Origin of the sequence: Reyranella sp. (assembly GCF_004296935.1) — a bacterium.
GTDB lineage: Bacteria > Pseudomonadota > Alphaproteobacteria > Reyranellales > Reyranellaceae > Reyranella.
On sequence record NZ_SCVH01000106.1, the window covers coordinates 61,464 to 85,029 of the forward strand.

Annotated in this window: 20 protein-coding genes; 10 read left to right on the plus strand and 10 right to left on the minus strand. The window is 65.6% G+C overall.

Annotation, left to right across the window (positions count from 1 at the left end; genetic code table 11):
* Nucleotides 1-15: 15 nt before the first annotated feature.
* Nucleotides 16-945 carry a 3-hydroxyacyl-CoA dehydrogenase NAD-binding domain-containing protein gene (locus EPO55_RS15580; RefSeq protein ID WP_296337880.1) on the minus strand — a complete coding sequence of 310 codons (930 nt, stop codon included), beginning with the start codon at nucleotides 943-945 and terminating at the stop codon, nucleotides 16-18.
* 83 nt (nucleotides 946-1,028) lie between these two features.
* Between EPO55_RS15580 and EPO55_RS15585 the strand changes: the two genes are divergently transcribed.
* Together EPO55_RS15585 and EPO55_RS15590 are read left to right on the plus strand one after the other, a co-directional pair.
* Nucleotides 1,029-1,802 carry an enoyl-CoA hydratase-related protein gene (locus tag EPO55_RS15585; protein WP_296337881.1) on the plus strand — a complete coding sequence of 258 codons (774 nt, stop codon included), beginning with the start codon at nucleotides 1,029-1,031 and terminating at the stop codon, nucleotides 1,800-1,802.
* Between the two features lie 5 nt (nucleotides 1,803-1,807).
* Complete coding sequence (locus EPO55_RS15590; protein WP_296337882.1) at nucleotides 1,808-2,605, plus strand: glucose 1-dehydrogenase; 798 nt, start codon at nucleotides 1,808-1,810, stop codon at nucleotides 2,603-2,605.
* Here EPO55_RS15590 and EPO55_RS15595 read toward each other — a convergent pair.
* Both EPO55_RS15595 and EPO55_RS15600 read right to left on the minus strand, forming a co-directional pair.
* Nucleotides 2,602-3,084, minus strand: a complete 483-nt coding sequence (locus EPO55_RS15595; RefSeq protein WP_296337883.1) for a CinA family protein — start codon at nucleotides 3,082-3,084, stop codon at nucleotides 2,602-2,604. The genes EPO55_RS15590 and EPO55_RS15595 overlap by 4 nt on opposite strands.
* Nucleotides 3,085-3,088: 4 nt before the next feature.
* Nucleotides 3,089-3,433 (minus strand): DOPA 4,5-dioxygenase family protein, encoded by a 345-nt coding sequence (locus tag EPO55_RS15600; protein ID WP_296337884.1) that lies wholly within the window; start codon nucleotides 3,431-3,433, stop codon nucleotides 3,089-3,091.
* An 88-nt stretch (nucleotides 3,434-3,521) separates the two neighbouring features.
* Between EPO55_RS15600 and EPO55_RS15605 the strand changes: the two genes are divergently transcribed.
* Nucleotides 3,522-4,646, plus strand: coding sequence for an acyl-CoA dehydrogenase family protein (locus tag EPO55_RS15605; protein WP_296337885.1), 1,125 nt, complete (start codon nucleotides 3,522-3,524; stop codon nucleotides 4,644-4,646).
* Nucleotides 4,647-4,658: 12 nt separating this feature from the next.
* Nucleotides 4,659-5,882 (plus strand): acyl-CoA dehydrogenase family protein, encoded by a 1,224-nt coding sequence (locus EPO55_RS15610; RefSeq protein ID WP_296337886.1) that lies wholly within the window; start codon nucleotides 4,659-4,661, stop codon nucleotides 5,880-5,882.
* A gap of 158 nt (nucleotides 5,883-6,040) precedes the next feature.
* Here the strand turns inward: EPO55_RS15610 and EPO55_RS15615 are convergent, their stop codons facing one another.
* From EPO55_RS15615 to EPO55_RS15625, 3 genes are read right to left on the minus strand one after another with little or no spacing between them, the layout of a single operon-like run.
* Complete coding sequence (locus EPO55_RS15615) at nucleotides 6,041-7,015, minus strand: tripartite tricarboxylate transporter substrate binding protein (protein WP_296337887.1); 975 nt, start codon at nucleotides 7,013-7,015, stop codon at nucleotides 6,041-6,043.
* A 30-nt stretch (nucleotides 7,016-7,045) separates the two neighbouring features.
* Nucleotides 7,046-8,545 (minus strand): tripartite tricarboxylate transporter permease, encoded by a 1,500-nt coding sequence (locus EPO55_RS15620; protein WP_296337888.1) that lies wholly within the window; start codon nucleotides 8,543-8,545, stop codon nucleotides 7,046-7,048.
* Between the two features lie 3 nt (nucleotides 8,546-8,548).
* Nucleotides 8,549-9,013, minus strand: coding sequence for a tripartite tricarboxylate transporter TctB family protein (locus EPO55_RS15625; protein ID WP_296337889.1), 465 nt, complete (start codon nucleotides 9,011-9,013; stop codon nucleotides 8,549-8,551).
* A 94-nt stretch (nucleotides 9,014-9,107) separates the two neighbouring features.
* On the opposite strand from EPO55_RS15625, the gene EPO55_RS15630 reads away from it, so the two are divergent.
* A complete protein-coding gene (locus EPO55_RS15630) occupies nucleotides 9,108-9,884 on the plus strand; it encodes a glucose 1-dehydrogenase (RefSeq protein WP_296337890.1) in 777 nt (258 codons plus the stop codon).
* On the opposite strand, the gene EPO55_RS15635 is transcribed toward EPO55_RS15630, so the two are convergent.
* A complete protein-coding gene (locus tag EPO55_RS15635; protein WP_296337891.1) occupies nucleotides 9,885-10,343 on the minus strand; it encodes a flavodoxin family protein in 459 nt (152 codons plus the stop codon).
* Nucleotides 10,344-10,372: 29 nt separating this feature from the next.
* On the opposite strand from EPO55_RS15635, the gene EPO55_RS15640 reads away from it, so the two are divergent.
* Nucleotides 10,373-13,735 carry a carboxyl transferase domain-containing protein gene (locus tag EPO55_RS15640; RefSeq protein ID WP_296337892.1) on the plus strand — a complete coding sequence of 1,121 codons (3,363 nt, stop codon included), beginning with the start codon at nucleotides 10,373-10,375 and terminating at the stop codon, nucleotides 13,733-13,735.
* An 86-nt stretch (nucleotides 13,736-13,821) separates the two neighbouring features.
* On the opposite strand, the gene EPO55_RS15645 is transcribed toward EPO55_RS15640, so the two are convergent.
* Nucleotides 13,822-15,720, minus strand: a complete 1,899-nt coding sequence (locus EPO55_RS15645; RefSeq protein ID WP_296337893.1) for an ABC transporter substrate-binding protein — start codon at nucleotides 15,718-15,720, stop codon at nucleotides 13,822-13,824.
* 227 nt (nucleotides 15,721-15,947) lie between these two features.
* Between EPO55_RS15645 and EPO55_RS15650 the strand changes: the two genes are divergently transcribed.
* Entirely contained in the window at nucleotides 15,948-17,042 is a 1,095-nt protein-coding gene (locus tag EPO55_RS15650) for an alpha-hydroxy acid oxidase (RefSeq protein WP_296337894.1), read from the plus strand.
* Nucleotides 17,043-17,366: 324 nt separating this feature from the next.
* Nucleotides 17,367-18,242, plus strand: coding sequence for a hypothetical protein (locus tag EPO55_RS15655; protein ID WP_296337895.1), 876 nt, complete (start codon nucleotides 17,367-17,369; stop codon nucleotides 18,240-18,242).
* Nucleotides 18,243-18,252: 10 nt separating this feature from the next.
* Here the strand turns inward: EPO55_RS15655 and EPO55_RS15660 are convergent, their stop codons facing one another.
* The gene (locus tag EPO55_RS15660) at nucleotides 18,253-19,002 is read right to left on the minus strand and encodes an SDR family oxidoreductase (protein ID WP_296337896.1); all 750 of its coding nucleotides are present in this window, start codon (nucleotides 19,000-19,002) and stop codon (nucleotides 18,253-18,255) included.
* 30 nt (nucleotides 19,003-19,032) lie between these two features.
* Complete coding sequence (gene atzF / locus EPO55_RS15665) at nucleotides 19,033-20,805, minus strand: allophanate hydrolase (protein ID WP_296337897.1); 1,773 nt, start codon at nucleotides 20,803-20,805, stop codon at nucleotides 19,033-19,035.
* Nucleotides 20,806-20,924: 119 nt separating this feature from the next.
* On the opposite strand from atzF, the gene EPO55_RS15670 reads away from it, so the two are divergent.
* Together EPO55_RS15670 and EPO55_RS15675 are read left to right on the plus strand one after the other, a co-directional pair.
* A complete protein-coding gene (locus tag EPO55_RS15670) occupies nucleotides 20,925-22,529 on the plus strand; it encodes an ABC transporter substrate-binding protein (protein ID WP_296337898.1) in 1,605 nt (534 codons plus the stop codon).
* A gap of 21 nt (nucleotides 22,530-22,550) precedes the next feature.
* Nucleotides 22,551-23,564, plus strand: coding sequence for an ABC transporter permease (locus EPO55_RS15675; protein WP_296337899.1), 1,014 nt, complete (start codon nucleotides 22,551-22,553; stop codon nucleotides 23,562-23,564).
* The last annotated feature ends 2 nt before the right edge of the window (nucleotides 23,565-23,566 follow it).

Genomic DNA, 23,566 nt, shown 5'->3' on the forward strand with positions numbered 1-23,566 from the left:
GTACCCAAGCGACGGTTAGACAATTCCTTCCTCACGGAAGATTTCGAGACACTTGCGAAGAGCGCGCTCATATCGGGCGCGCTCTTTCGCTATGGACTCATCGTTCCACGGAAAGAACCCGGCCTTGGTCTTGAAGCCGATGCGGCCCTCGTCAACGTTGCGCTGGAGCACGGGCGGCGGGCCGTCGGCATTGGTGAGGTCGGGCCAGATGATCTTCGCGACTGCGCAAGTCGTGTCCCAACCCGAATGCTCCTTCTGCATGATCGGGCCGGCAGCGGCGTAGCGGAAACCGAAGGAGAGACGCACCGTGGCGTCGACATCTTCAGGCGAGGCGACACCCTGCTCGATCAGCCATAGCGCCTCGCGCATCAGGGCGCCCTGGATGCGGTTGCCAAGAAAGCCGATCACGTCCTTCTTCACCTGCACCGGCCGTTTGCCCAGCGAACTCATGATTGCGCCGACCTTCTCGGCAGTCGGGATGTCGGTGTGGACGGAGCGGACTACCTCGACCAGCGGGATCAGATGGGCGGGCATGAAGAAATGCAGCCCCATCATGCGCGCCTGCGTCTTCAGGCCCTTGGCGATCTCGCTGATGGGGAAGCTCGATGAATTCGAGGTGAGGGCGCAGTCGGGCCGGGCCAGCTTCTCCATGTCGGCGAAGATCTGCTGCTTCAGCACCAGGTCCTCGGTCACCGTCTCGACCACCATGTTGATCTTGGGCCACGGCGCCTCGGCCAGGGTCGCGTAGGTGGCGAGGCCCGAGGTGTCGGCGGGCTTGCCCATCGACGTCAGCGCTTTGCCAGCTGCAACGGCCAGGCCGTCGCGTGTGGAAGCCGAGCGCGACACCACGTCGACCCTCCAGCCGCCGCCCAGGAACATGGCGATGATGCCCACGCCCATGGTGCCGCCGCCCAGCACGAGCGCGCGTTGTTCGCTTTGCGACATTCTTTGTCCTCCCATATCGACGAGCCCCCGGGGGCGGGGCAATATCCGCGACCAATTCATCGGCTTCAACCCGGGGGAAACGCATGAGCGCCACCTACAAAGACATCGGCATCAGCACCGAAGGCCATGTCGGCATCGTCGAGATCCAGCGGCCGCCGCACAATTTCTTCGACAATTCGCTGATCAACCAGATCGCCGACGCATTCGAGGCCTTCGACAAGGACATGAACATCCGCGCCTATGTGCTGTGCGCGCAGGGCAAGTCGTTCTGCGCCGGCGCTGATTTCGCCAACCGGCCGCAGACCGGTGCGGCCGAGAGCGGAAAGCATCTCTACAAGGAGGCGACCCGCCTGTTCCGCGCCAAGAAGCCGAGTGTGGCCGCAGTACAGGGCCCGGCAATCGGCGGTGGCCTTGGCCTCGCCGTGATGCCCGACTTCCGAGTTACCTGCGCCGAGGGCCGCTTCGCCGCCAACTTCACGCGCCTCGGGTTCCATCCCGGCTTTTCGCTGACCTACACGCTGCCGCGCCTGATCGGTCAGCAGAAGGCAAACTTGCTATTCTATACCGGCCGCCGGGTCGGCGGTGAGGAAGCCGTCGCCATGGGCCTGGCCGACGTGCTGGTGCCGCTCGCCGACGTACGCAAGGCCGCCATCGCGCTCGCCACCGAGATCGCCGAAGGCGCACCACTCGCCGTGCAGTCGACGCGCGAGACCATGCGCCGCGGCTTCGCCGACGCCGCCGAAATCGCGACCGAACGCGAGCTCACCGAGCAGGACTGGACGCGCAAGACCGAGGACTTCAAGGAAGGCATCAAGTCCTATGCCGAGAAGCGGCCGGGCAACTGGAAGGGTCGCTGAGCCAGATGGGTCAGGTTTCGGGCAAGGTCGCCGTCGTTACCGGCGGTGCCTCGGGAATCGGCGAGGCCTGCTCCGAGACGCTGGCCCGCGAGGGCGCTGCAGTCCTCATCACCGACATCGACGATGCGCTCGGCAAGGAAGTCGTCCTGCGCATCGCGAAGGCCGGCGGCAAGGCGCACTATCTGCACCATGATGTGCGCGACGAGGCAGGCTGGTCCGGTGTGATCGCCGAGGCGGAGAAGCGCTTCGGCCGGCTCGACATCATGGTGGCCAATGCCGGCATCGGCGTGATGGCGCCGATCGCCGAGATGACCCTGGCCGACTGGCAGCGCCAGCAGGCGATCAACCTCGACGGCGTGTTCCTCTCCATCAAGCATGCCATCCCGGCGCTGAAGCGCGCCGGCGGCGGCTCGCTGGTGCTGATGTCGTCGATCGCGGGCCTGCGCGGGGCGCCGGGCCTTGCCGCCTATTCGGCGACCAAGGGCGGTGTGCGGCTCTTGGCCAAGTCAGTGGCGCTGGAACATGCCGCCGACAATATCCGTTGCAATTCCGTCCACCCCGGCATCATCGCCACGCCGATCTGGGGCAAGATCCCGACCGGCGCCGAAGGCAATCGCCGCAACGCGCCGATCGATCCGCACGAACGCGCCGCACAGTCCGTGCCGCTGCCGCGCGTCGGCGAGGCGCAGGACATCGCCAACGGCGTGCTGTTCCTCTGCACCGAGGCGGCCAACTACATGACCGGCCAGGAGTTGGTCATCGACGGCGGCATGACTGCCGGCGGCCGGTCGCAGAGGCCTTAAGAAAGCTGCTCGTCCATCAGCTTGAGCGCTTCGGCGGCGAAAGCGCGCATGTTGGCGACACGGTCGGCCGAGCCGGTGCGCAAGGTGCGCGCAATGCTGCCCTTGGGGCCGATCACCGCCACGCAGGTATGACCCGCCGGATCGCCGTAGGAATTGCCGGTTGGGCCCGAGGCACCGGTCTCTGCCAGGCCCCAGGTCGTCTTCAGCCGCTCGCGCACATGCTCGGCCGCCAACAGCGCCCACGGCTCGCTCGACGAGCGCACGCCGGCGCGTTTCTCACGCGGCACCGCGAGGAAGGCGTCACCCGCCGGGCGCGTATAGACCACGGCGCCGCCTATGAAATAGGCCGAGGCGCCGGGGACCGAGAGCAGCAGGGCGGAAACGAGTCCGCCAGCCGAGGATTCCGAGACGCCGACGGTTTCCTTTCGGGTCTTGAGTTTCTCGCCGACTTTTTTGGCGAGGGGAAGCAGCGAGTCCATTCGGTCAGCCCTTCTTCGTGAAGATATCCAGGACCAGCGGTACCTGCAGGCCCATCCAGATTGCGCGGTCGCGATGGTCCTCGAGATCATGCCCGGTGTTGGGATGGATGAACACCGTGAGGTCACCGCGGTTGAGCGTCAGCCAGGACAGCAGCGGCGCGAACTGCTCGTTCCTGAATGCCACCTGATAACTGAAGCGCGGATGCGGACCGACGGGTTTTTCGTGGAAGCGTCCCATCTCGATGGGGAAGGCTTTTTCGATGCGCTCGCGCAGCGCCCAGGCGGCGTCGCGCGAGGCAGTGTCAAAGTAGACGTGGGCATGCCAGTCGGTGATTTGGGGTGTGTTCATGGCCTCCAGCCTAGCACATCCGACGACCCGCCTGACGGAACCTAGAACCGTTCCCCGAACCGGCCGGCCTTGCTAGGGTCGGGTCATCATGAACTTCGATTTTTCCGACGACCAGAAGCTGCTCAAGGAGCAGGTTCGCAAATTCCTCGCCGACAAGTGCCCGACCAAGGTCGTGCGGCGCGTGCTCGACGGCAACGAAACCCATGCCGACGACGTCTGGAAGGGCCTGGTCGATCTCGGCGTACCGGGCATCGGCATCCCCGAGGAATACGGCGGTTCGGGCTTGTCACCGCTTGAAGTCTGCGTCGTGGCCGAGGAGATCGGCCGCGCCGCCGCGCCGGTACCGTTCGATACTTCCGTGGTGCTGGCGACCGAGGCGCTGAAGCTTGCGGGCTCGGACGCACAGAAGAAGAAATTTCTGACCGACCTCGCGTCGGGCCAGGCGATCGGCACGCTCGCCATCGCCGAGGGGCCGCAGCCGCCCAAGCCGCGCAATATCCGCACTTTGTTCGGCGGCGGACGCCTCAACGGCAAAAAGGTTCCGGTGACCGATGGCGAAGCCGCGACCTTCGCAATCGTTCTTGCCAACACCGGCGGTGCGGGCGATCGCGCGCTCTCGCTGGTGCTGGTCGACCTCAAGCAGACGGCGGTCGCGAAAAAGCGCGTCGAGACCATCGATCCGGCGCGCAAGCACGCCGAACTCACCTTCAAGGACACCTCGGCCGAACTGCTGGGCGGCGAAGGCGAGGGCTGGCGGCTGCTCGAACGGCTCTACGATGCGGCGGCGGTCTATTTCGCCTTTGCCCAGGTGGGCGGCGCCGAGGCCGCGATGTGGATGGCGCGCGACTACGCGCTGCAGCGTCAGGCCTTCGGCCGCGCAATCGGCTCCTACCAGGCGATCAAGCACAAGCTTGCGGATTGCTACGTCAAGCTCGAGCTCGCCCGCTCCAACGCCTACTACGGCGCCATGATGTTGACCGAGGGCGGTGCCGATCTCGCGGTCGCGGCGGCGGCGGCGCGGATTGCCGCCACCGAGGCCTACGATTTCGCCGCCAAGGAGAACATCCAAACCCACGGCGGCATCGGCTTCACCTGGGAGGCCGACACGCAGTTCCACTATCGCCGCTCGCGCCTGATGGCGTTGTCGATCGGCGGGCCGATGGCGTGGAAGGACAAGCTGGTGACGCGTCTCGAACAGAAGAACGCGGCGTAGGAGGAAACCACGATGGATTTCAACGACACCGCAGAAGAAGCCGCTTTCCGCAAGGAAGTCCGGACCTGGCTCGAGGCCAATGCCACGCGCAAGAGCGACGACAAGCAGAGCTTTCGCGCGCGCAACGACGACCCCGAGCTCCTGAAGAAGGCCAAGGAGTGGCAGGACAAGAAGGCCAAGGCGGGTTACGCCCGCATCACCTGGCCCAAGGAGTTCGGCGGCCGCGGCGCCTCGCCGATCCTGCAGGTGATCTACCAGCAGGAGGAGGCCAATTATCTGGTGCCCCTGGGCTTCTTCGACATCGGCCTGGGCATGTGTATCCCCACCATGATGGCCTATGCCAAGCCGGAGCAGCTCGCCCGCTACGTAAAGCCCGCGCTGCACGGTCAGGAAGTCTGGTGCCAGCTTTTCTCCGAACCCGCCGCCGGATCGGACGTGGCGGGCATCCGCACCAAGGCCGAGCGAGTCGGTGATAGCTGGGTCATCAACGGCCAGAAGGTCTGGACCTCGGGCGCGCACTATTGCGACTACGGCATCGTCATCACCCGCACCGATCCCAATGTCCCGAAGCACGCGGGCCTCACCATGTTCTTCCTCGACATGAAGACGCCTGGGGTGGAAGTGCGGCCGATCAAGCAGATCTCGGGCGGCGCCAATTTCAACGAGGTGTTCTTCACCGACGTGCGCATCCCCGACAGCCAGCGGCTGGGCAAGGTCGGTGAGGGCTGGAAGGCGGCGCTGACCACGCTGATGAACGAACGCCTCGCCGTCGGCCTGCCGTCGGGCGGCCTCGACATCGACGAGCTGATGGAACTCGCCCGCGATACCGATCTCGAGGATGGCCCGGCGATCCGCAACCAGCAGGTCCGCGGCAGGATCGCCGAATGGTATGTCCAGCAGCAGGGCCTGAAGCTCACCCGTTACCGCACGCTGACGGCGCTCTCCAAGGGCCAGACGCCGGGGCCGGAATCCTCGATCATCAAGATCGTGGCCGCTCCCAAGATGCAGGACATGGGCGCCTTCGCCATGGAGCTGATGGGCCACGCTGGCATCATGAAGGAAGACGTGCCGCACGCCGCCGGCTTCCAGGCTCAATGGATCGGCGGCGCCGGCTTCCGCATCGCCGGCGGCACCGACGAGATCCTGCGCAACATCGTGGCCGAGCGTGTGCTCGGGCTCCCCGCCGACATCCGTGTCGACAAGGACGTGCCGTTTAACAAGCTGACGCGCACCTAGCGCGTCAGCTTGGGCGGGCGGCAGCGCTTGTAATCAAGCGCGGAAGCCCGCTCGGTTCAGAAGAGGCAAGAACGGCGAGCCTCATCCGTTCTGCGCGGCGCGGGCTCTCGCGCTTGATTACAAGCGCTGCCGCCCGCCGGCGCTTTCTGCGAAAGCGCTTACCGCATCTTCAATGCCCATTCGGTATACTTCTTCGCCTGCGCCTGCGTGTCGGCGTAGTACTTCGCATACTCCGCGCCGACCATTGGCTTCAGCGCGAGGCCGGCGACGTCCATCTTCTGCTTCATGTCCGCGCTGTTGATCGCCTTCAGGAAGGCGGTCTCGATCACCTTCACGATGTCGGCCGGCGTGCCCTTGGGCGCGCCGACACCGCGGGTCGAGGAGGAGATCACCGTCGTGTAGCCCAGTTCCTTGGTGCAGGGCACGTTGGGCAGGAACTTCGACCGTACGACATCGGTGACCGCAAGCCCGCGCGCTTCGCCCGATTCGATACGCTTCACGATACTGCCGACGTTGTCGAATGCCACGTCGACATGGCCGCCCATGACGCCGGCGAGCTGTTGCGTGCCGCTGTCGAAATGGACGATGCGGAACTCACACTTGGCGGCTTCCTGCATCATCAGGATGGCGAGATGGTCGTCGCTCAGGATACCGGTAGTGCAGGCGCGAATCTTGCCCGGCTCCTTCTTGGCCGCGTCGATCAGATCGGCCACCGACTTGTAGGGGCTGTCGCCCTTGACCCAGATCAGACCGGGGTCGAGCACCTGGTTCACGATGGGGATGAAGCTGTCGACGTTGAACGCCGCCTTGCGCTCGGGATCGAGGATGATGGTGTTGACCGCCGGCAGGTTGAGGAAGCCCAGCGTGTAGCCGTCGGGCCGGGCGCGGGCGATTTCGGTGAAGCCGATCTGGCCGCCGGCGCCACCCTTGTTGACCACGGTGATCGTCTGACCGAGGTCCTTCTCGGCCGCTGCCGCGAGGATGCGCGCGCCGACGTCGGTGCTGCCGCCGGCCGCGAAGGCGACGATGAGCTGCACGGGGCGGCGCGGATAGTTTTGGGCAATAGCGGGGCTTGCGATGGTGGTGGCGGTAGCCGCCGAGGCGGCGAGCAGGGTACGACGACGAAGAATCATGGTTTCCTCCTGTAACGGCGTGTTTTTTGGTTAATCCGTATCGGTTTCCCTGAGCTTGGAGAACGTGCCGGGGCGGAGCAAGAGGGCGCCCAGCACGATCACCGGCACGGTGAGCAGGACGAGCGCCACCGGCCGGTCGAGGAAGATCGCGTAACTCCCGCCGGACATCTCCAGAGTCGTGCGCAGCGAGCGCTCCATCATCGGCCCCAGAATCAAAGCCAGGATGGCCGGCGCGATGGGGAAATCGAGCTTGCGCAGCAAATAGCCGATGATGCCGAAGCCCAGCATCACCCAGACGTCGAACAGGCTCTGCTTCAGCCCATAGGCGCCGATCACACAGAAGATCAGCACGCCGGTACACAGGTAACTGAACGGAATCTTGAGCAACTTGGCCCACAATCCGACCAGCGGCAGGTTGAGAATCAGCAGAAGCGCGTTGCCGACGAAGAAGCTGGCGATCACCGTCCATACGAGTTCGGGCCGTTCCTGGAACAGGAACGGGCCAGGCGTCAGGCCGTTGATGATGAAGGCGCCCATCAGGACGGCGATGGTGGGTGAACTCGGAATGCCGAGCGCCAGCAGCGGCACCATGGCGGCATTTGCATAGGCATTGTTGGCGGTCTCGGCCGAGGCGACGCCCTCGATGGCGCCCTTGCCGAAACGCTCCGGCGTCTTGGAGACCCGCTTTTCGATCACGTAGGCCATGAAGGTCGGCACGATGGCGCCGACGCCGGGGATCAGGCCGAGGATGAAGCCGATCACCGTGCCGCGGCCGATGGCGCCCGCCGAGGCGCGGCGCTCCTCCTTGGTCGGCATCCAGTTCTTGAGGTCGGCCTGGATCATGCGAGCCTGCCGCTTTTCGGCCGCGATCAGCAGTTCCGCGACACCGAACAGACCCATGACCACCGGCACGAAGCCGATACCGTCGTAGAGTTCCTCGATGCCGAAGGTGAAGCGCGGTGCGCCACGCACCGGATCGAGGCCGATCATGGCGAACAGCAGGCCGATCACCGTCATGAGCAGTGCCGCCAGCATGTTCTTGCCGGCCAGCCCGACGACGAGGCAGAGGCCCGCCACCATCAGGGCGAAGAACTCGACGGGTCCGAATTTGAGCGCCAGCGTGGCGAGCGGCGTGGCGACCAGGACCAGCGCCACGGTGGCGAGCGTGCCGCCGACGAAGGAGCCGATGGCAGCGATGGCAAGCGCCGAGCCTGCGCGCCCCTGCAACGCCATCTGGTAGCCGTCGATGCAGGTCACGACCGAGGCCGCTTCACCGGGCACGTTGATCAGCACCGAGGTGATGGTCCCGCCATACATCGCGCCATAGTAGATGGCGCTCAGCATGATGATGGCGCCCGTGGGATCGAGGCTGAAGGTCAGCGGAATCAGGATAGCCGTGCCGGCTGCCGGGCCGAGGCCCGGCAGCACGCCGATCAGCGTGCCGAGTACGCAACCTGCGAGCGCGAACAGCAGATACTTGACTGTGAGGGCAGCGGCGAACCCTGCGAGCAGATGGTGAAAGGCCTCCATCGCCTAGCTCCAGATCCAGCCGGCCGGCAGGAGCACGTCCAGCCAGGTGGTGAAGATGTAGTGCACGCCGAAGCTGCCGAGCACGGCAAACACGGCGATCAACCACCAGCGCCGCTCGCCCAGTGCGATCACCAGGGCGGCGTTGAAGACGAGCATGGCGAGGCGGAAGCCCACGATCTCCATCGCCGCGGCAGTGGCGGCCAGCAGCACGACGATGGCGAGCCAGCGCTTGGCGCCAGGCCCGTGCGGCAGTATGCGAACCTCGGCGTCAGCGGGATCGACCGGCTCGCGAAACGTCGTGAAGAGGAGTGCGACCGCGAGCACCGCTCCGATCAGCGCTAGCCAGAACGGAAAGAAGCCCGGGCCGGGGCCCAGGCGATCCGTCAACGACAGTAGCAAAGCCTGCCAGAGTGCGAACAGGCAGAACGCCAGCATCACACCCGTCGCGATCAACCGACCCTGGCGCATGCCTGGCGGCCTCCCTTTTATCTTTTCTTGTTCTGCCCGGAGCATAGCTGCAAACAGGACGGGCGCAAATCGAGAGAATATCGGGAGGAAGCGGATGAACAGGCTGGATGGTAAGATCGCATTTCTGTCGGGTGCCGCGCGCGGCATCGGCGCGGCGACGGCGAAGCTCATGGTCGAGGCGGGCGCCAAGGTGGCGATCGGCGACGTGCTCGACGAGCGCGGCCGACAGACCGTAAAGGAGCTCGGGGACGCGGCGATCTACGCGCACCTCGACGTCACCAGCGAGGCGAGTTGGGCCGAGGCGATGGACGCCACGATCGCAAAGTTCGGCAAGCTCGACGTGCTGGTGAACAATGCCGGCATCTTCAACGGCAAGGGCGTCGAGGAGGCAAGCCTCGATGACTGGCACAGGCTCGTGGCCGTCAACCTGACCGGCGTGGTGCTGGGCACGCGCGCAGCGCTGCCGCACCTCAAGAAGTCCAAGGGCAACATCGTCAACCTGGCTTCTATCGCCGGTCTGGTGGGTTCGCAGCTCGACCCGCTCTATTCACTGACCAAGGGCGGCGTAACGCTCTTCACCAAGTCGACGGCCCTGGAATTCGGTCGCAAGGGCTACGGCATCCGCGTCAACTCGATCCATCCCGGCCTGATCGAGACGGACATGGGCGAGAAGACCTTCGTCATGCGCGCCGCCCAGACCGGCACCAACGACACCGAGCAGGCGCGCAAGACCACGCTCGGCCTCCATCCGATCGGCCGGCTCGGCGTCGCTCAGGACATTGCCAAGGGGATCGTGTTTCTGGCGTCGGACGATGCGGGTTTCATGACCGGCGCCGGCCTGGTGGTCGACGGCGGCTGGACCGCTCACTAGTCAGAAGATGCCGGCGGCGAGGCCCGCGGCCATGGCGGCGCCAAGCTCCTCGCATTGCCCGACGAAGCCGGGCTGCCACGCGCCCTTGCAGATCAGCGGCTCCTGCACGGCGCGCCAGCGTAGGCCGGTGGCGATCGTCTCGACGCCGCGTCGCGTGCCGGTGCCGTCGCTGCCGGCACGGATGTAGAGGGCGTAGGGCAGGCCCTGGGTCTTCTCCAGGCAGGGGTTGTAGCTGCGGTCGAAGAAGTCCTTCAGGGCGCCGCTCATGTAGCCCAGGTTCTCGGTCGTCCCCAGGATGATCGCCTGGGCGGCCAGCACGTCTTCAGGCCCGGCCTGCAGCGGTGCCACGACCCGGACATCGAGACCCGTTTCGCTCCGCGCGCCGCGTTCCACAGCGGTGCGCAGCGAGAGGGTGTTCTCCGAGGGGGCGTGGGCCACAATCAGCAGTCGTTTCGACATATGCAGTTTTTACCTCGATACTCGGTGCCATGCTTAAGAAACTCTTGATTGCCAATCGCGGCGAAATCGCCATCCGCATCGCCCAGGCCGCCGCCGAACTCGGCATCGCCACGGTCGGTGTGCATTCCGAGGACGACGCCAACGCGCTGCACATCAAGCGCGTCGACAAGGTGCAGCCTCTGAAGGGTCGCGGTGCCGCGGCCTATCTCGACATTGCGGGCGTGATCGACGTGGCGCGCGCGACAGGCTGCGACGGCATCCACCCCGGCTATGGCTTCCTGTCCGAGAACGCGGCATTCGCGCGCGCCTGTGCCGAGGCCGGCCTGGTCTTCGTCGGCCCGACGCCAGAGCAGCTCGACCTCTTCGGCGACAAGGCCCGGGCGCGGGCGCATGCGGGCAAGAACAAGGCACCCGTGCTGTCGGGTACCGACGGTGCGACTGACGTCGCGGGCGTGAAGGCGTTCTTTGCCAAGCATGGCAAGTCGGGCATCGTCATCAAGGCCATCGCAGGCGGCGGCGGGCGCGGCATGCGCATCGTGACGGCGGAGAGCGAGATACCCGACGCCTTCGCGCGCGCCTCGGCCGAGGCCAAGGCCGCATTCGGCAACGGCGATCTTTATGCCGAGCGGCTGATCGCGCGGGCCCGCCACATCGAGGTGCAGATCGTGGGCGACGGCGCCGGTGGAATCGTGGCGCTCGGCGAGCGCGAATGCACGATCCAGCGCCGCAGCCAGAAGATCGTCGAACTGGCGCCCAGTCCCAACCTCGCTGAGGACATGCGCCGGAAGATCGTCGAGTCGGCGGTGACCATGGCCAAGGCGGTGAACTACCGCAGTCTCGGTACTTTCGAGTTCCTGATCGACGATGTCGTAAAGGATTTCTTCTGCTTCATCGAAGCCAATCCGCGCCTGCAGGTCGAGCACACCGTCACCGAGGAGGTGTGGGGTGTCGATCTGGTCAAGGCGCAGTTGCGCATGGCGGGCGGCGAGTCGCTCGACGACGTCGGGATCAAGGGGCTTACGCCACGTGGCCATGCCATCCAGCTTCGCATCAACATGGAGACGATGACGGCTGACGGCTCGGCGAAACCGGGCGGCGGCACGCTCACCGTATTCGAGCCACCGTCGGGACCCGGTGTGCGCGTCGATACTTACGGTTACGCCGGCTATCGCACCAATCCCAATTTCGATTCGCTGCTGGCCAAGGTGATCGTGCATGCTCCGTCGCCGGATTTCGGCGACGCGCTGGCGCGCACCGAGCGGGCGCTGGCGGCGTTCCGGCTGGAGGGCGCGCCCTCGAACATCGCCTTCCTGCGCGCCTTGCTTGCCCATCCCGATTTCCGTGCCGACCGCGTGCATACGCGCTTCGTCGACGACCAGGCCAGGGAGCTGGTCGAGACGGCGGCGAGGCTGCAGTCGGGACTGTATTTCCAGACGGTGGCCGCGGCCCAGCCGGGCGGACGACAGGCCGGTGCACGCGTCGATGCCGTGGATCCGCTGGCGGTATTGAGCTTCGGCAAGGCTGCGCAGCAGGCCGCGCCGGAAGCCGCGGTCGACGCGCCCGAGGGCACCGTGCCGGTACAGGCGCCGATGCAGGGCACGATCGTCAGCATCGCCGTGGCCGAGGGCGACGCCGTCGCGGCGGGTCAGGCGCTGCTGGTCATGGACGCGATGAAGATGCAACACGAGATCAAGAGTCCGGCACGCGGCTATGTGCGGCGGATCGCGGTCGAGGCCGGCGAGACGATCTACGAGGGACATGCGCTGCTATTCGTCGAGGAGGCCGACGTCGAGGTGAAGGGGGCAGTGGCCGAGGACAAGATCGACCTCGATCATGTCCGGCCTGATCTCGCGGAGTACTTCGAACGCCGCGCGATGACACTCGACGAGAAGCGGCCGGACTCGGTGGCGCGCCGGCGCAAGACCAACCAGCGCACCGCGCGGGAGAATCTCGACGACCTGGTCGACCCCGGCAGCTTCGTCGAGTACGGCGCCTTCGCCATCGCCAGCCAGCGCACCCGCCGCACCATTGACGACCTGATCGAGAGGACGCCTGCCGACGGGCTGATCACCGGCATCGGCCGGGTCAATGGCTCGCTGTTCGGGCCGGAACACAGCCGCGTGGCGGTGGCACACTACGACTACACCGTGCTGGCGGGCACCCAGGGCAAGAACAACCATCACAAGAAGGACCGGCTGTTCGAGATCGTGGAGAAGCAGAGAATCCCGCTGGTGTTCTTCACCGAGGGCGGCGGCGGCCGGCCGGGCGACATCGACGTGCAGTCGGTGGCCGGTCTCAACACCATGGCCTTCCATATCTTCGGGCGGCTGAGTGGCGTGGCGCCGCTGGTCGGCATCAATTCCGGCCGCTGCTTTGCCGGCAATGCCGCGATCCTCGGCTGCTGCGACGTGGTGATCGCCACGAAGAATTCGTCGATCGGCATGGGCGGTCCGGCGATGATCGAGGGCGGCAATCTCGGCGTGTTCTCGCCCGAGGAAGTGGGCCCGATGAGCGTGCAGGTGCCCAACGGTGTCGTCGATATCGCCGTCGAGGACGAGGCCGAAGCGGTCGCGGTCGCCAAGAAGTATCTCTCCTTCTTCCAGGGCACGCTGCCGGAATGGCGGGCCGCCGACCAGCGGCTGTTGCGCCGCGTGATCCCCGAGAACCGGCTGCGCGTCTATGACGTCCGCGATGTGATCACGACACTCTGCGACCACGACTCGGTGCTCGAGCTGCGCCGCGCCTTCGGGCCGGGCATGGTGACGGCGTTCGGCCGCATCGAGGGCAGACCGCTGGGCATCGTCGCCAACAACCCGACGCACCTCGCGGGCGCCATCGACTCGGACGGCTCGGACAAGGCGGCGCGCTTCCTGCAGCTCTGCGACGCCTTCGACATCCCGATCCTGTTTCTGTGCGACACACCCGGCATGATGGTGGGACCGGAGGTCGAGAAGACCGCCCTGGTCCGCCATTGCTCCAGGTTGTTCGTGACCGGCGCCAACCTCACCGTCCCGTTCGGCACCATCGTGCTGCGCAAGGCCTATGGGCTGGGGGCCCAGGCGATGGCCGGCGGTTCGTTCCACGCCCCCACCTTCGCGCTGAGCTGGCCGACCGGCGAATTCGGCGGCATGGGGCTGGAGGGCGCGGTCAAGCTCGGGTATCGCAAGGAACTCGAAGCAATCACCGATCCGGCGGAGCGGCGCCAGCTGTTCGACAGGATGGTGGCGGCGGCCTACGCGCGCGGCAGGGCGCTCAGCACCGCTACCTACTTCGAGGTCGACGAGGTCATCGACCCCGCCGATTCGCGACGCTGGATCGCGACCGCGCTGCTCGATGCTGCGCCAAGGCCGCGTAACGCGCACAAGAAGCGGTCGAACATCGACACATGGTGATGAAATGAAAGATCCCTCGCTCCCCTCGGGATGACGGGGTCCTTGTCATCCCGAGGGGAGCGAGGGATCTTTTCTCATTGCGAGGATTACTGGGCGATCCAGAACGTGTCGGGCTGGTAGAGCCCGATGTACCCGCCCGGATCCCAGGCGGAATAGCCTTCCTTGGGCACGTTGCGAACCTTGGGGCCGACCACGATGGGTTGGCGGATGCCGTTCACCGTCCCGATCGAGAACACCTCGTCGGCACTGGCCTCGAGCATCTTGTCCCAGGCCTTGCGGCGTCCCGCTGTGTCGCCCGACGTCTCCCATTCCTTCAGGTAGTCGAGCAGCTTACAGGCCGAGTCGAGGTCGCATTTCTCACCCTTGGTGCCCTTGGATTCGATGAACATGCCCCAGCGCGACCACTGAAGCCCGCCCTGCATGGTCGGCGCAAATTCCTTTGGACTGGTGTTGACCGTCGGCACGGCGGTCACATTGCCGGCGAAGGCAGTCATGATCGCCTCGCCCGAGAAGGCCCTGAGCCGGAAATTCTCGCGTGTCTGAGGCTTGGTCAGCATCTTGATGCCGACCTTCTTCCAGAATTCGGAGATCAGCTGCAAGGCATCGGCGTCTTCGGTCTCCTCGCTCGCATGCTCGATCACGATCGTCGCCGGCTTGCCGCTGGGCAGCAGGCGGATGCCGTCGGGACCGCGCTTGGCGAGGCCGACCTCGTCGAGGAGCTTGTTGGCGAGCTTGGGATCGAACTTCGCCCACTTGGTCGCATATTCCGGCTTGAACAGTTCGGAACGCTCCATGACCGTGTTGTTGGAGGGCTTGGCGAGGCCGAGATAGACGACCTGGTTCAGCTCATCGCGGTCGATGGCCACCGACAGGGCGCGGCGGAAGCGGACGTCGCGCATCAGCTTGCGCCACTCCTCATCGGTCGCCGTCAGGTTGGGATAGAGTGCGATCTGCGAACCCGAGCCGGACTCCCACAAGCGAACATTGACACCCGACGTCTTGGCGCTCTTCTGCAGGAAGGTGTAGTCGCGCATGTTGAGATAGCGCGGTTGCAGGTCGGCCTCGCCGAGGCCCGCCTTGGCCGGTATCAGGTTGGTCGCCGCCACGGTCATGATCACGTCGTCGATATAGGGCAGTTGCTGTCCCTTCTCGTCGATGCGGTGATAGTAGGGGTTGCGAGTGAAGACGTAGCGCTGGGCGGGGTACGGTGTCGCGAGGACCCACGGGTTCAGCGTCGGCATGTCGATATTGCTGTTGCCGTACATGACGTCCTGGCGCCGGTAGATGTTGACCCAGCGGCTACCTTTGTAAAGCTTCAGGATCTCCTCTTCGGGGGTGTACTTGCCATGGAGCTTTTTGAGGTAGTGCGCCGGCCGGAAGAGGAAGAGCGGCGCGGCGCGCGCCTGGCTCTCGATGAAGTAGGGGTTGGGCTTGTCCCAAGTGTACTTGATCGTCAGCTTGTCGATGATCTCGACCTTGGGCGGCTTGCCGTCGACGATAAGTTCGACCGACGGGCCGGAAGGCGACAGCTCGGGGTTGTTGGCAATGTCTTCCCAGAAGAAGCGGAAATCGTCGGTGGTGAAGGGATGGCCGTCCGACCATTTGTGCCCGGCCCGCAGCTTCAGCGTGAATTCGCGGCCTTCCTTGATCTCGTAGCTTTCCAGAATGTCGGGATGCAGCTTGAACTTGTCGTCATACACGATCAGGCGAGTGTAGCTGTAGACCGTCATCAGGCGTGAATCGCGCACGCCGGCGACCAGTATGTTGAGTTGGCCGCCTTGCTTGCCCGGGCCTTCGCCGCCCGCGAATCGCTTGACGATCCAGGGCTGCTCGGGAATGCGCTGGGCGACCGGTGGCAGCGCGCCTGACTTGACCTTGTCGGCGAGCATGGGCGTTTCCTGCAGCGTCGGCAGGGGATCGGCGGCGAATGCCGGCGTCCACATCAGCCCGACCATGAGCGCCTGGGTCAGAACACGTCTTTTCATGAATAGCCTCACCGTTTGCCCGCACGCCGGCACAGTCGTCACCGCCGGTTCCGCCGGGCGATCGTCCCTGCTGGCGATCAAATCGCCGAATACGTCCACCGTCAATGCCGGCGGGCGACTTAGGCTCCTCTATGACACTTGGCGATATGGCGAAATTGTGTCGGCGCGTTGACGTGCGTCGACGGACGCGCAAGAAACGGCCAACGACTGGAATTGCCGGGGGAAGAATGGCGAGCGGCCTCGAGAGTGAATTTGCGACCCTTCACGAGATCGTCAAGGCGGCGAAGATCCGGCTCAGTCCCAACATCTGGGACTATCTGATCGGCGGCACCGAGACCGAAACCACGCTTCGGCGTAACCGGCTGGCGCTCGATTCGATCGCCTTCAAGCCGCGCGTGTTGCGCGACGTGTCGAAGATCGATCCGTCGTCGGAGATTTTCGGCCGCAGGATCCGCCTGCCGGTGATGCTGGCTCCAGTCGGCTCGCTCGAGTCCTTCGAGCCGGGTGGCGGCATCACCGTGGCCAGGGGCGCGGGGGCGGGCAATGTGGCGATGCTGATCAGCTCGGTGACGACGCTCAGGCTCGAGGACATCGTCAAGGGTGGCGCGGCACCCAAGATCTACCAACTCTATGTGCGCGGTGACGACAAGTGGGTGGCCGACCGCGTGAAGCAGGCGATGGACGCAGGTTACGACGCCTTCTGCATCACCGTCGACACCCAGGTCTACTCGAGGCGCGAACGCGACATTGCCAAGCGCTTCGTGAAGTCGTGGCGCACGGCAGCCGTCGGGCAGGATCACCAGGCCGCCTTCTCGTGGGAGAATTTCAAGCGCGTGAAGGACAAGTTCCCCGATGTGAAGTTCATGCTGAAGGGCATCGGCACGGGTGAGGACGCCGAGATCGCCTGCCAGCATGGGGTCTGGGCAGTCTACTGCTCCAATCATGGCGGCCGCCAGCTCGACCACGGCCGCGGCTCGGCCGAGGTGCTGCCGGAAATCATCGATACCGTTGCGGGCCGAGCGAAGATCGCGGTCGACGGCTCGTTCAGCCGCGGCAGCGACATCGTCAAGGCTATCTGCTTGGGCGCCGACTGGGTCGGCCTTGGCCGGCTCTATTGCTACGGCCTCGCAGCAGCAGGCGCTGCCGGCATCGAGCGCGTGATCGAACTGCTTGAAGAGGAAATGAAGGAGGTGATGGGCCTATTGGGCGTCACCAGCCTCGCCGAGCTCGACAAGAGCTACATCAGCCGCAGCATGCCGACCAACATGCCCGGCGTGCACAGCGCCTTCCCGTTGCTCAACCTCGCGGACGAGGGTTACTGAGGCGAGAGCTACTGGGACGGGGGCCGCTGACGGGTGTTTGGTCAGGCCGGCAGGCATTCACGCCGGCCGCGGTGATTGATGGAAAATTCAGAAAATTCACCGACGGCCGGCGCGAACGTGCCGATCATATGGACCGCCTTTCCAGTCCGGCGGTGGGTCACCGACCTGGGAGAAGGCCCGATTGGCAAGAGCCGTGCAGCAGGCCAGCGCAATCGCCCTTCCGCCCACACGGCGGAATGACCAACGCCGGACTTCGGCATGCCCTCCCTAGTGCCGGGAACTATGCGCTTCCGGGCCAATTCCCGAAGTCGTAGGGTCCCCAGAATGAGCCAAGTTGTTCCCCAAAATGAGCCGCTGGAAGTTCCACGCAATGCCTATCCGATGGTGCGTATTTCGTCGGAGTTCTTTCTGCGCAGTGTCGATCTGCTCACGCAGCTCCAGGGCGACAGGCTGATCTCGGGCCTCGTCTTCATGGCGGTCTGGCACAATCACATGCGCGACCCCGATGGCGGGAGGGTCGGCGTGCGCGAACTCGCGCGCCGTCTCAACCTGCCCTACGAGACGGTACGCCGCCATGCCGCGGGGCTCGTGCGCGCGGGCCAGTGCACGGCCACGCGCGAGGGGATCGCCGTCGTGCCGGCCGCCCTGAAAAGCCGATCGACCGTCGACTGGATGCGCAAGATCTATCTCAATGCCGAGCGCATGCTGATCGACCTCACCCGAGCGCGGCTGGCGAAATACGAAGCGCCGTCCAGATCCATCGTGCGGCAGGGCAAGCTCACGCGGGAGCAGATGGTGATCGCGACCGCGTCCACCCGCCAGCTCCTCGCCGGCATCCGGATGCTCGGCGATCTCTGGAACGGGGATCTGTTGAGAGGCTTGGTGTTCAGCGCGATCTGGACGGCCAACGTCAAGCACGTCATCAACACCGCGGTCGCCGCCAACCAGGCCGTGCTGCCCGACGATCAGCGCCGGCCGGTCAGCATCCTGGCGATCTCCAACTCACTGCGACTGCCCTATGAGACGGTGCGCCGACATGCCATCGAGCTTGAGAAGGCCGGCGTCTGCCATCGCGTCGGTCGACAGGGCGTGATCGTGCCGGCCAGCGAGCACCGCAAGCTGGCCGACGGGACCGTGCAGGCCCATGGGATGCTCACCAACATGCTCGCCGAGCTTAGGCGTGCCGGGCTGAAGGCCTAGCCACGGCCCCTCACCCTCGTCCGACGAACGGCATCTTGGTCGCCATCACCGTCATGAACTGGACATTGGCGTCGAGCGGCAGGCTGTCCATGTAGACGATGGCCTGCGCCACCGCCTCGACGTCCATGCGTGGCTCGGGGATGGTCGTGCCGTTGGGTTGCAGCACGCCCTTGGTCATGCGCTCGGTCATCGGTGTCACGGCATTGCCGATGTCGATCTGGCCGCAGGCGATGTCGTAGGCGCGGCCGTCGAGCGAAGTCGACTTGGTGAGGCCGGTGATGGCGTGCTTGGTCGAAGTATAGGCGACCGAGAACGGCCGGGGCGCATGCGCCGAGATCGAGCCGTTGTTGATGATGCGCCCGCCCATCGGCTTCTGCGCCTTCATGATCTTGATGGCTTCCTGGGTGCACAGGAACGGCCCGGTCAGGTTGGCCGCGACCACGCTTTGCCAGGTCTCGAACGGCAGGTCCTCGAGCGGCACGGGCGGCGCGCCGCCGCCGGCATTGTTGAACACCAGGTCGAGGCGGCCGAAGGCCTCCTTGGTCCGGGCGAACAGCGCCTGGATCGATTCCCTCTTGGTAACGTCGGTCGGCACCGCCAGCGCATTGGGGGCGTTGTTGCCGGCCATGCTCGCGGTCTCCTCGAGCGCTTCCTTGCGCCGGCCGGCCAGCACCACCTTGTAGCCGTTCTTGAGCAGCGCCAGCGCGGCGGCGCGGCCGATGCCGCTGCCGGAGCCGGTGATGATTGCGATTTTCGCCATGGGTTCGTTCCTCCTCGGGAGCGGACCCTATCAGACGGCAAGGCTCTTGATATAGGCCCGCCAGCCGCCGAGCGAAGTGATGTCGCGCGCCCCGGCGATGGCGTGGCTCTCGCAGAGGAAGCCCAGCACACCGGAGCCGTCGGCGAGCGCGACAGTGCCGAGGCCGAGCGGCGCGGGGATCCTGGTGACGAAGGCGCCGACCTTGTCGGCCGGTAAGCTCCAAACCTCCAACTCGATGGCGCCGCCGCCTTCGGCCATGCGCACCATGCCGGGCCGCTGCGGTGGACCGCCGGGCAAGGCATAGAAGCGATAGACCGGCGCGGTCTTGCCGGCGCTTTCCAGGCGACCGCCCAGCTCGGTGAGTTGGCCGTTCAGCGGCAGGCCGCTCATATGGGCGCCGACCACGGCGATGGAAACGCGATCCTCGACGACCACGGGATCGTGCGCCGGCGCCGGCAGCCGGCTCGCGGTCTTGCCGAGCGACAGTGGCACGGCGCGCTGCCAGCGCGCGCCAAAGGCCAGCAGGGTGCGTTCGGCGTAAGCACGGGCGATCAGGGTGATGCCGAAGGGCAGGCCATCGGGACGGAAGCCGAAGGGGAGGGCGAGGCCGGCGAGGCCGAAGAAATTCACGAAGTTGGTGTAGTGGCCGAGATGCGAATTGTAGAGCACCGGCTCACGCTCGAGATCGGCCAGACGATAGATCGTGCCCGCCGTCGGCAGGGCGAGGAAATCGAGGCCGTGCATCTCGGCCGCCGCGCGCGCCTTCAACTCGGCGAGCTTGTACTGGCCCTCGAAGGCGTCGACGGCGCTGTACTTGCGTCCGCCCAGCACGATCTGCTGCGTCGTCGGCCAGACGCCGGCGTTGTCAGCGGCGCCTTCGATGAAGGCGCCGACCGCCGCCGTTCGTTCCGCCACCCACGGCCCGCTGTAGAGAAGCTGGGCGGCGTCGCGAAAGGGCGCGTAGTCGAAGTCGACCGCCGTGCCGCCCAGCGCCTTCAGCTTCCCGACGGCCTCGGCGTAAAGGGCGGCATAGGCATCGTCGCCGAAGAACTCGAGCGGTCTCGGCACGCCGAAGCGGAACGTCTCGCCGATGGCCGGCGTCGCGCGAGGCGTGCAGGCGACGCCCAGCACGGCATCGGCATCGGCGCAGCAGAGCGCAAACACCGACACGCAATCGAGCGAGCGGCAGGCCGGCACGACGCCTTCGTTGCTGAAAAGGCCCGGCGTCGGCTTCAGGCCGACGATGTTGTTGAAGCCGGCGGGCACGCGCCCCGAGCCCGCCGTGTCTGTGCCGAGCGAGAAACTCACCAGGCCCGATGAAACAGCGACGGCCGAGCCCGAGCTCGAGCCGCCGGGAATGTAGTCGGCATTGAACGGATTGCGCGGCACGCCGTAGGGCGAGCGCACGCCCACCAGGCCGGTCGCGAACTGGTCGAGATTGGTCTTGCCCACAACGATGGCACCCGCTGCCACCAGGCGCAGCACGATCTCGGCTGAAGTCCTGGCCTCGTAGGCGAAGCCGGGACAGGCCGCCGTCGTCGTCATGCCGGCGACGTCGATATTGTCCTTCACGGCGAACGGGACGCCATAGAGCGGCAGCTTCTCGATCTCGCCGCGCCGCGCCGTGAGGCTGTCGGCCTGGGTGCGCAGGGCGGCATCGGAGGCGCGGGAAATCCACACCTTGTCGTCGCCTGCGGCGGCGATGCGCTTCAGGACCTCCTCGACCACCTGTCGGACGTCGAGTTTGCCGGACCGATAGGCATTGCGCAGCGCGTGAACGCCGAGATCGAGCGGGGCTGTCATGTCCCGGTTGTAGACAAGGGCCACCGCGAATGCAGCCGACAGATTCGCGCGGAGATTGGCACGACCCTTGCATTCAAGGCGGCGGGATCGTGTGGGTCCGAAAAAACAGGGGGACTACAATGAAGCGTCGCTCATTCATCAAGACGACGGCTGCCGCCGGCGCCGCGGCCACGACCGCTCCGGCCATCTGGTCGGAGGCCAAGGCACAGGCGCGCAACGAGACGCTTCTGCTGGTCACCGAGAGCCCGCCCAATTCGATGGATATCCACGGCGTCGGCACCAACCGGCCGGCCTACGAGGTATCGTGGAACTGCTACGACCGGCTGATCACCTACGGTGTCAAGAAGGACGCCAACGGCAACGATCATTACGACTACACCAAGCTCCAGCCCGAGCTCGCGACCGAGTGGGATCTGAAGCCCAACTCGGTGACCTTCAAGTTGCGCAAGGACGCCAAGTTCCACGATGGCACGCCGATCACCGCCAAGGACGTGAAGTGGTCGTTCGACCGCGCGGTCACGGTGGGTGGCTTCCCGACCTTCCAGATGAAGGCGGGCTCGCTGGAGAAGCCGGAGCAGTTCGTCGCCGTCGACGACAACACCTTCCGCGTCGACTTCGTGCGCGCCGACAAGCTCACCATGCCTGACATCGGCGTGCCGGTGCCGGTGATCATGAACTCCGGGCTCTGCAAGAAGAACGCGACCGCCACCGATCCGTGGGCGATGGAATGGTGCAAAAACAACCTGGCTGCCGGCGGCGCCTACAAGGTCGAGCGCTGGCAGCCCGGCCAGGAAGTGGTCTTCGCGCGCAACGACGACTGGAAGAACGGGCCGCTGCCCAAGGTTCGCCGCGTCATCCAGCGCATCATTCCGTCGGCCGGCAACCGCCGTGCGCTCCTCGAGCGCGGCGACGCCGACATCTCGTTCGACTTGCCGTCCAAGGATTTCGCCGAGCTGAAAACCTCACCCAAGCTCACGGTGATCGGCACGCCGATCGAAAATGCCATGATGTATCTCGGCATGAACGTGAACCAGAAGCCGTTCGACAACGTCAAGGTGCGCCAGGCCGTGGCCTGGGCCATTCCGTACCAGCAGATCATGGACTCGGTGATGTTCGGCCAGGCGCTCCCGCTGTTCGGCGGCGCCGACAACAAGTTCAAGGGCGCCTACTGGCCGCAGAAGGACGGCTACAAGACCGACATCGCCAAGGCCAAGGCACTGATGGCGGAGGCTGGCTATCCTGCCGGCTTCGAGACCACGCTGTCGTTCGATCTCGGCCTTGCCAGCACCAATGAGCCGCTCACCATCCTGATCCAGGAGAGCCTGGGGCAGATCGGCATCAAGGCCTCGATCAACAAGATCCCCGGCGCCAACTGGCGCGGCGAGCTGCTCAAGAAAAACATGCCGATGATCACCAACGCCTTCGGCGGCTGGCTGAACTATCCGGAGTATTTCTTCTACTGGTGCTATCACGGCCAGAACGCCGTCTTCAACACGATGGGCTACAAGAACCCGACCATGGACGCGCTGATCGACAAGGCGCGGTTCACGACGGGCCCGGAGTACGAGGCGGCGGTGAAGGGCTTCATCGACATCGCCTTCGAGGAGGTGCCGCGCGTGCCGATCTTCCAGCCGCTGCTCAACGTGGCGATGCAGAAGAACGTCACCGGCTACCGCTACTGGTTCCACCGCCAACTCGACTATCGCCAGCTCGTGAAGGGCTAGGCGCGGACGCCGGAGGCGGCGATGCTGAACCTGCTGCTGTCGCGGCTGGCGACGGCGATCCCCAGCATCGTGGGGGTCGTCGTCGTCACCTTCATGCTGACCCGCCTCCTGCCGGGCGACCCGGCGGCCTATTTCGCCGGGCTGGCCGCGAGCCCGCAGGCGATTGCCGAGATCAGGGCAAAGCTCGGCCTCGACAAGTCGTTGCCCGAGCAGTTCGTCGGCTACATCGGCGATCTGCTGCACGGCAATCTCGGCAATTCGCTCAGCACCGGCCAGCCGGTGGTGGTGGAGATCGCCACCCGCCTGCCGGCCTCGGCCGAACTCACCCTGTTTGCCTTGATCGTGGCCGTCGCCATCGCCATTCCGCTGGGTGTCCTGGCGGCGGTGAAGCAGGGAACCTGGATCGACCACACCTGCCGGATCGTGACGACGGCGGGCGTATCACTGCCGGTGTTCTTCACCGGCCTGCTGTTCGCCTACGTCTTCTATTACCTGCTGCAGTGGGCGCCGGCGCCTACCGGGCGGCTCGACGTCTTCCTCTCGCCGCCGACGCACATCACCGGCTTCTACCTGATCGACTCGGCGCTGACCGGCAATCTCGAGACGCTGTGGGGTGCCCTGCGCCAACTGGCGCTGCCTGCCATCTCGATGGCGATCTTCTCGCTGGCGCCGCTCGCCCGTATGACACGCGGCTCGATGCTGGCGGTGCTGGGCAGCGACTTCATCCGCACCGCGCGGGCGAGCGGACTTTCGCCGCGTACCGTCATCTTCACCTATGCCTTCCGCAATGCCGTGCTGCCGGTCATCACGACCCTGGGCATGGTGTTCTCCTTCCTGCTGGGCGCCAACGTGCTGGTCGAGACGGTGTTTGCCTGGCCGGGCATCGGCCTCTACGCCGTGAACGCGCTGATCACCTCGGACTATGCGCCGGTCCAGGGCTTCGTGCTCACCATGGCGATCCTCTACGTGGCGCTCAATCTCACCATCGACTTCGTCTATGGCCTGGTCGACCCGCGCGTCCGGCTGGATTCCTGACG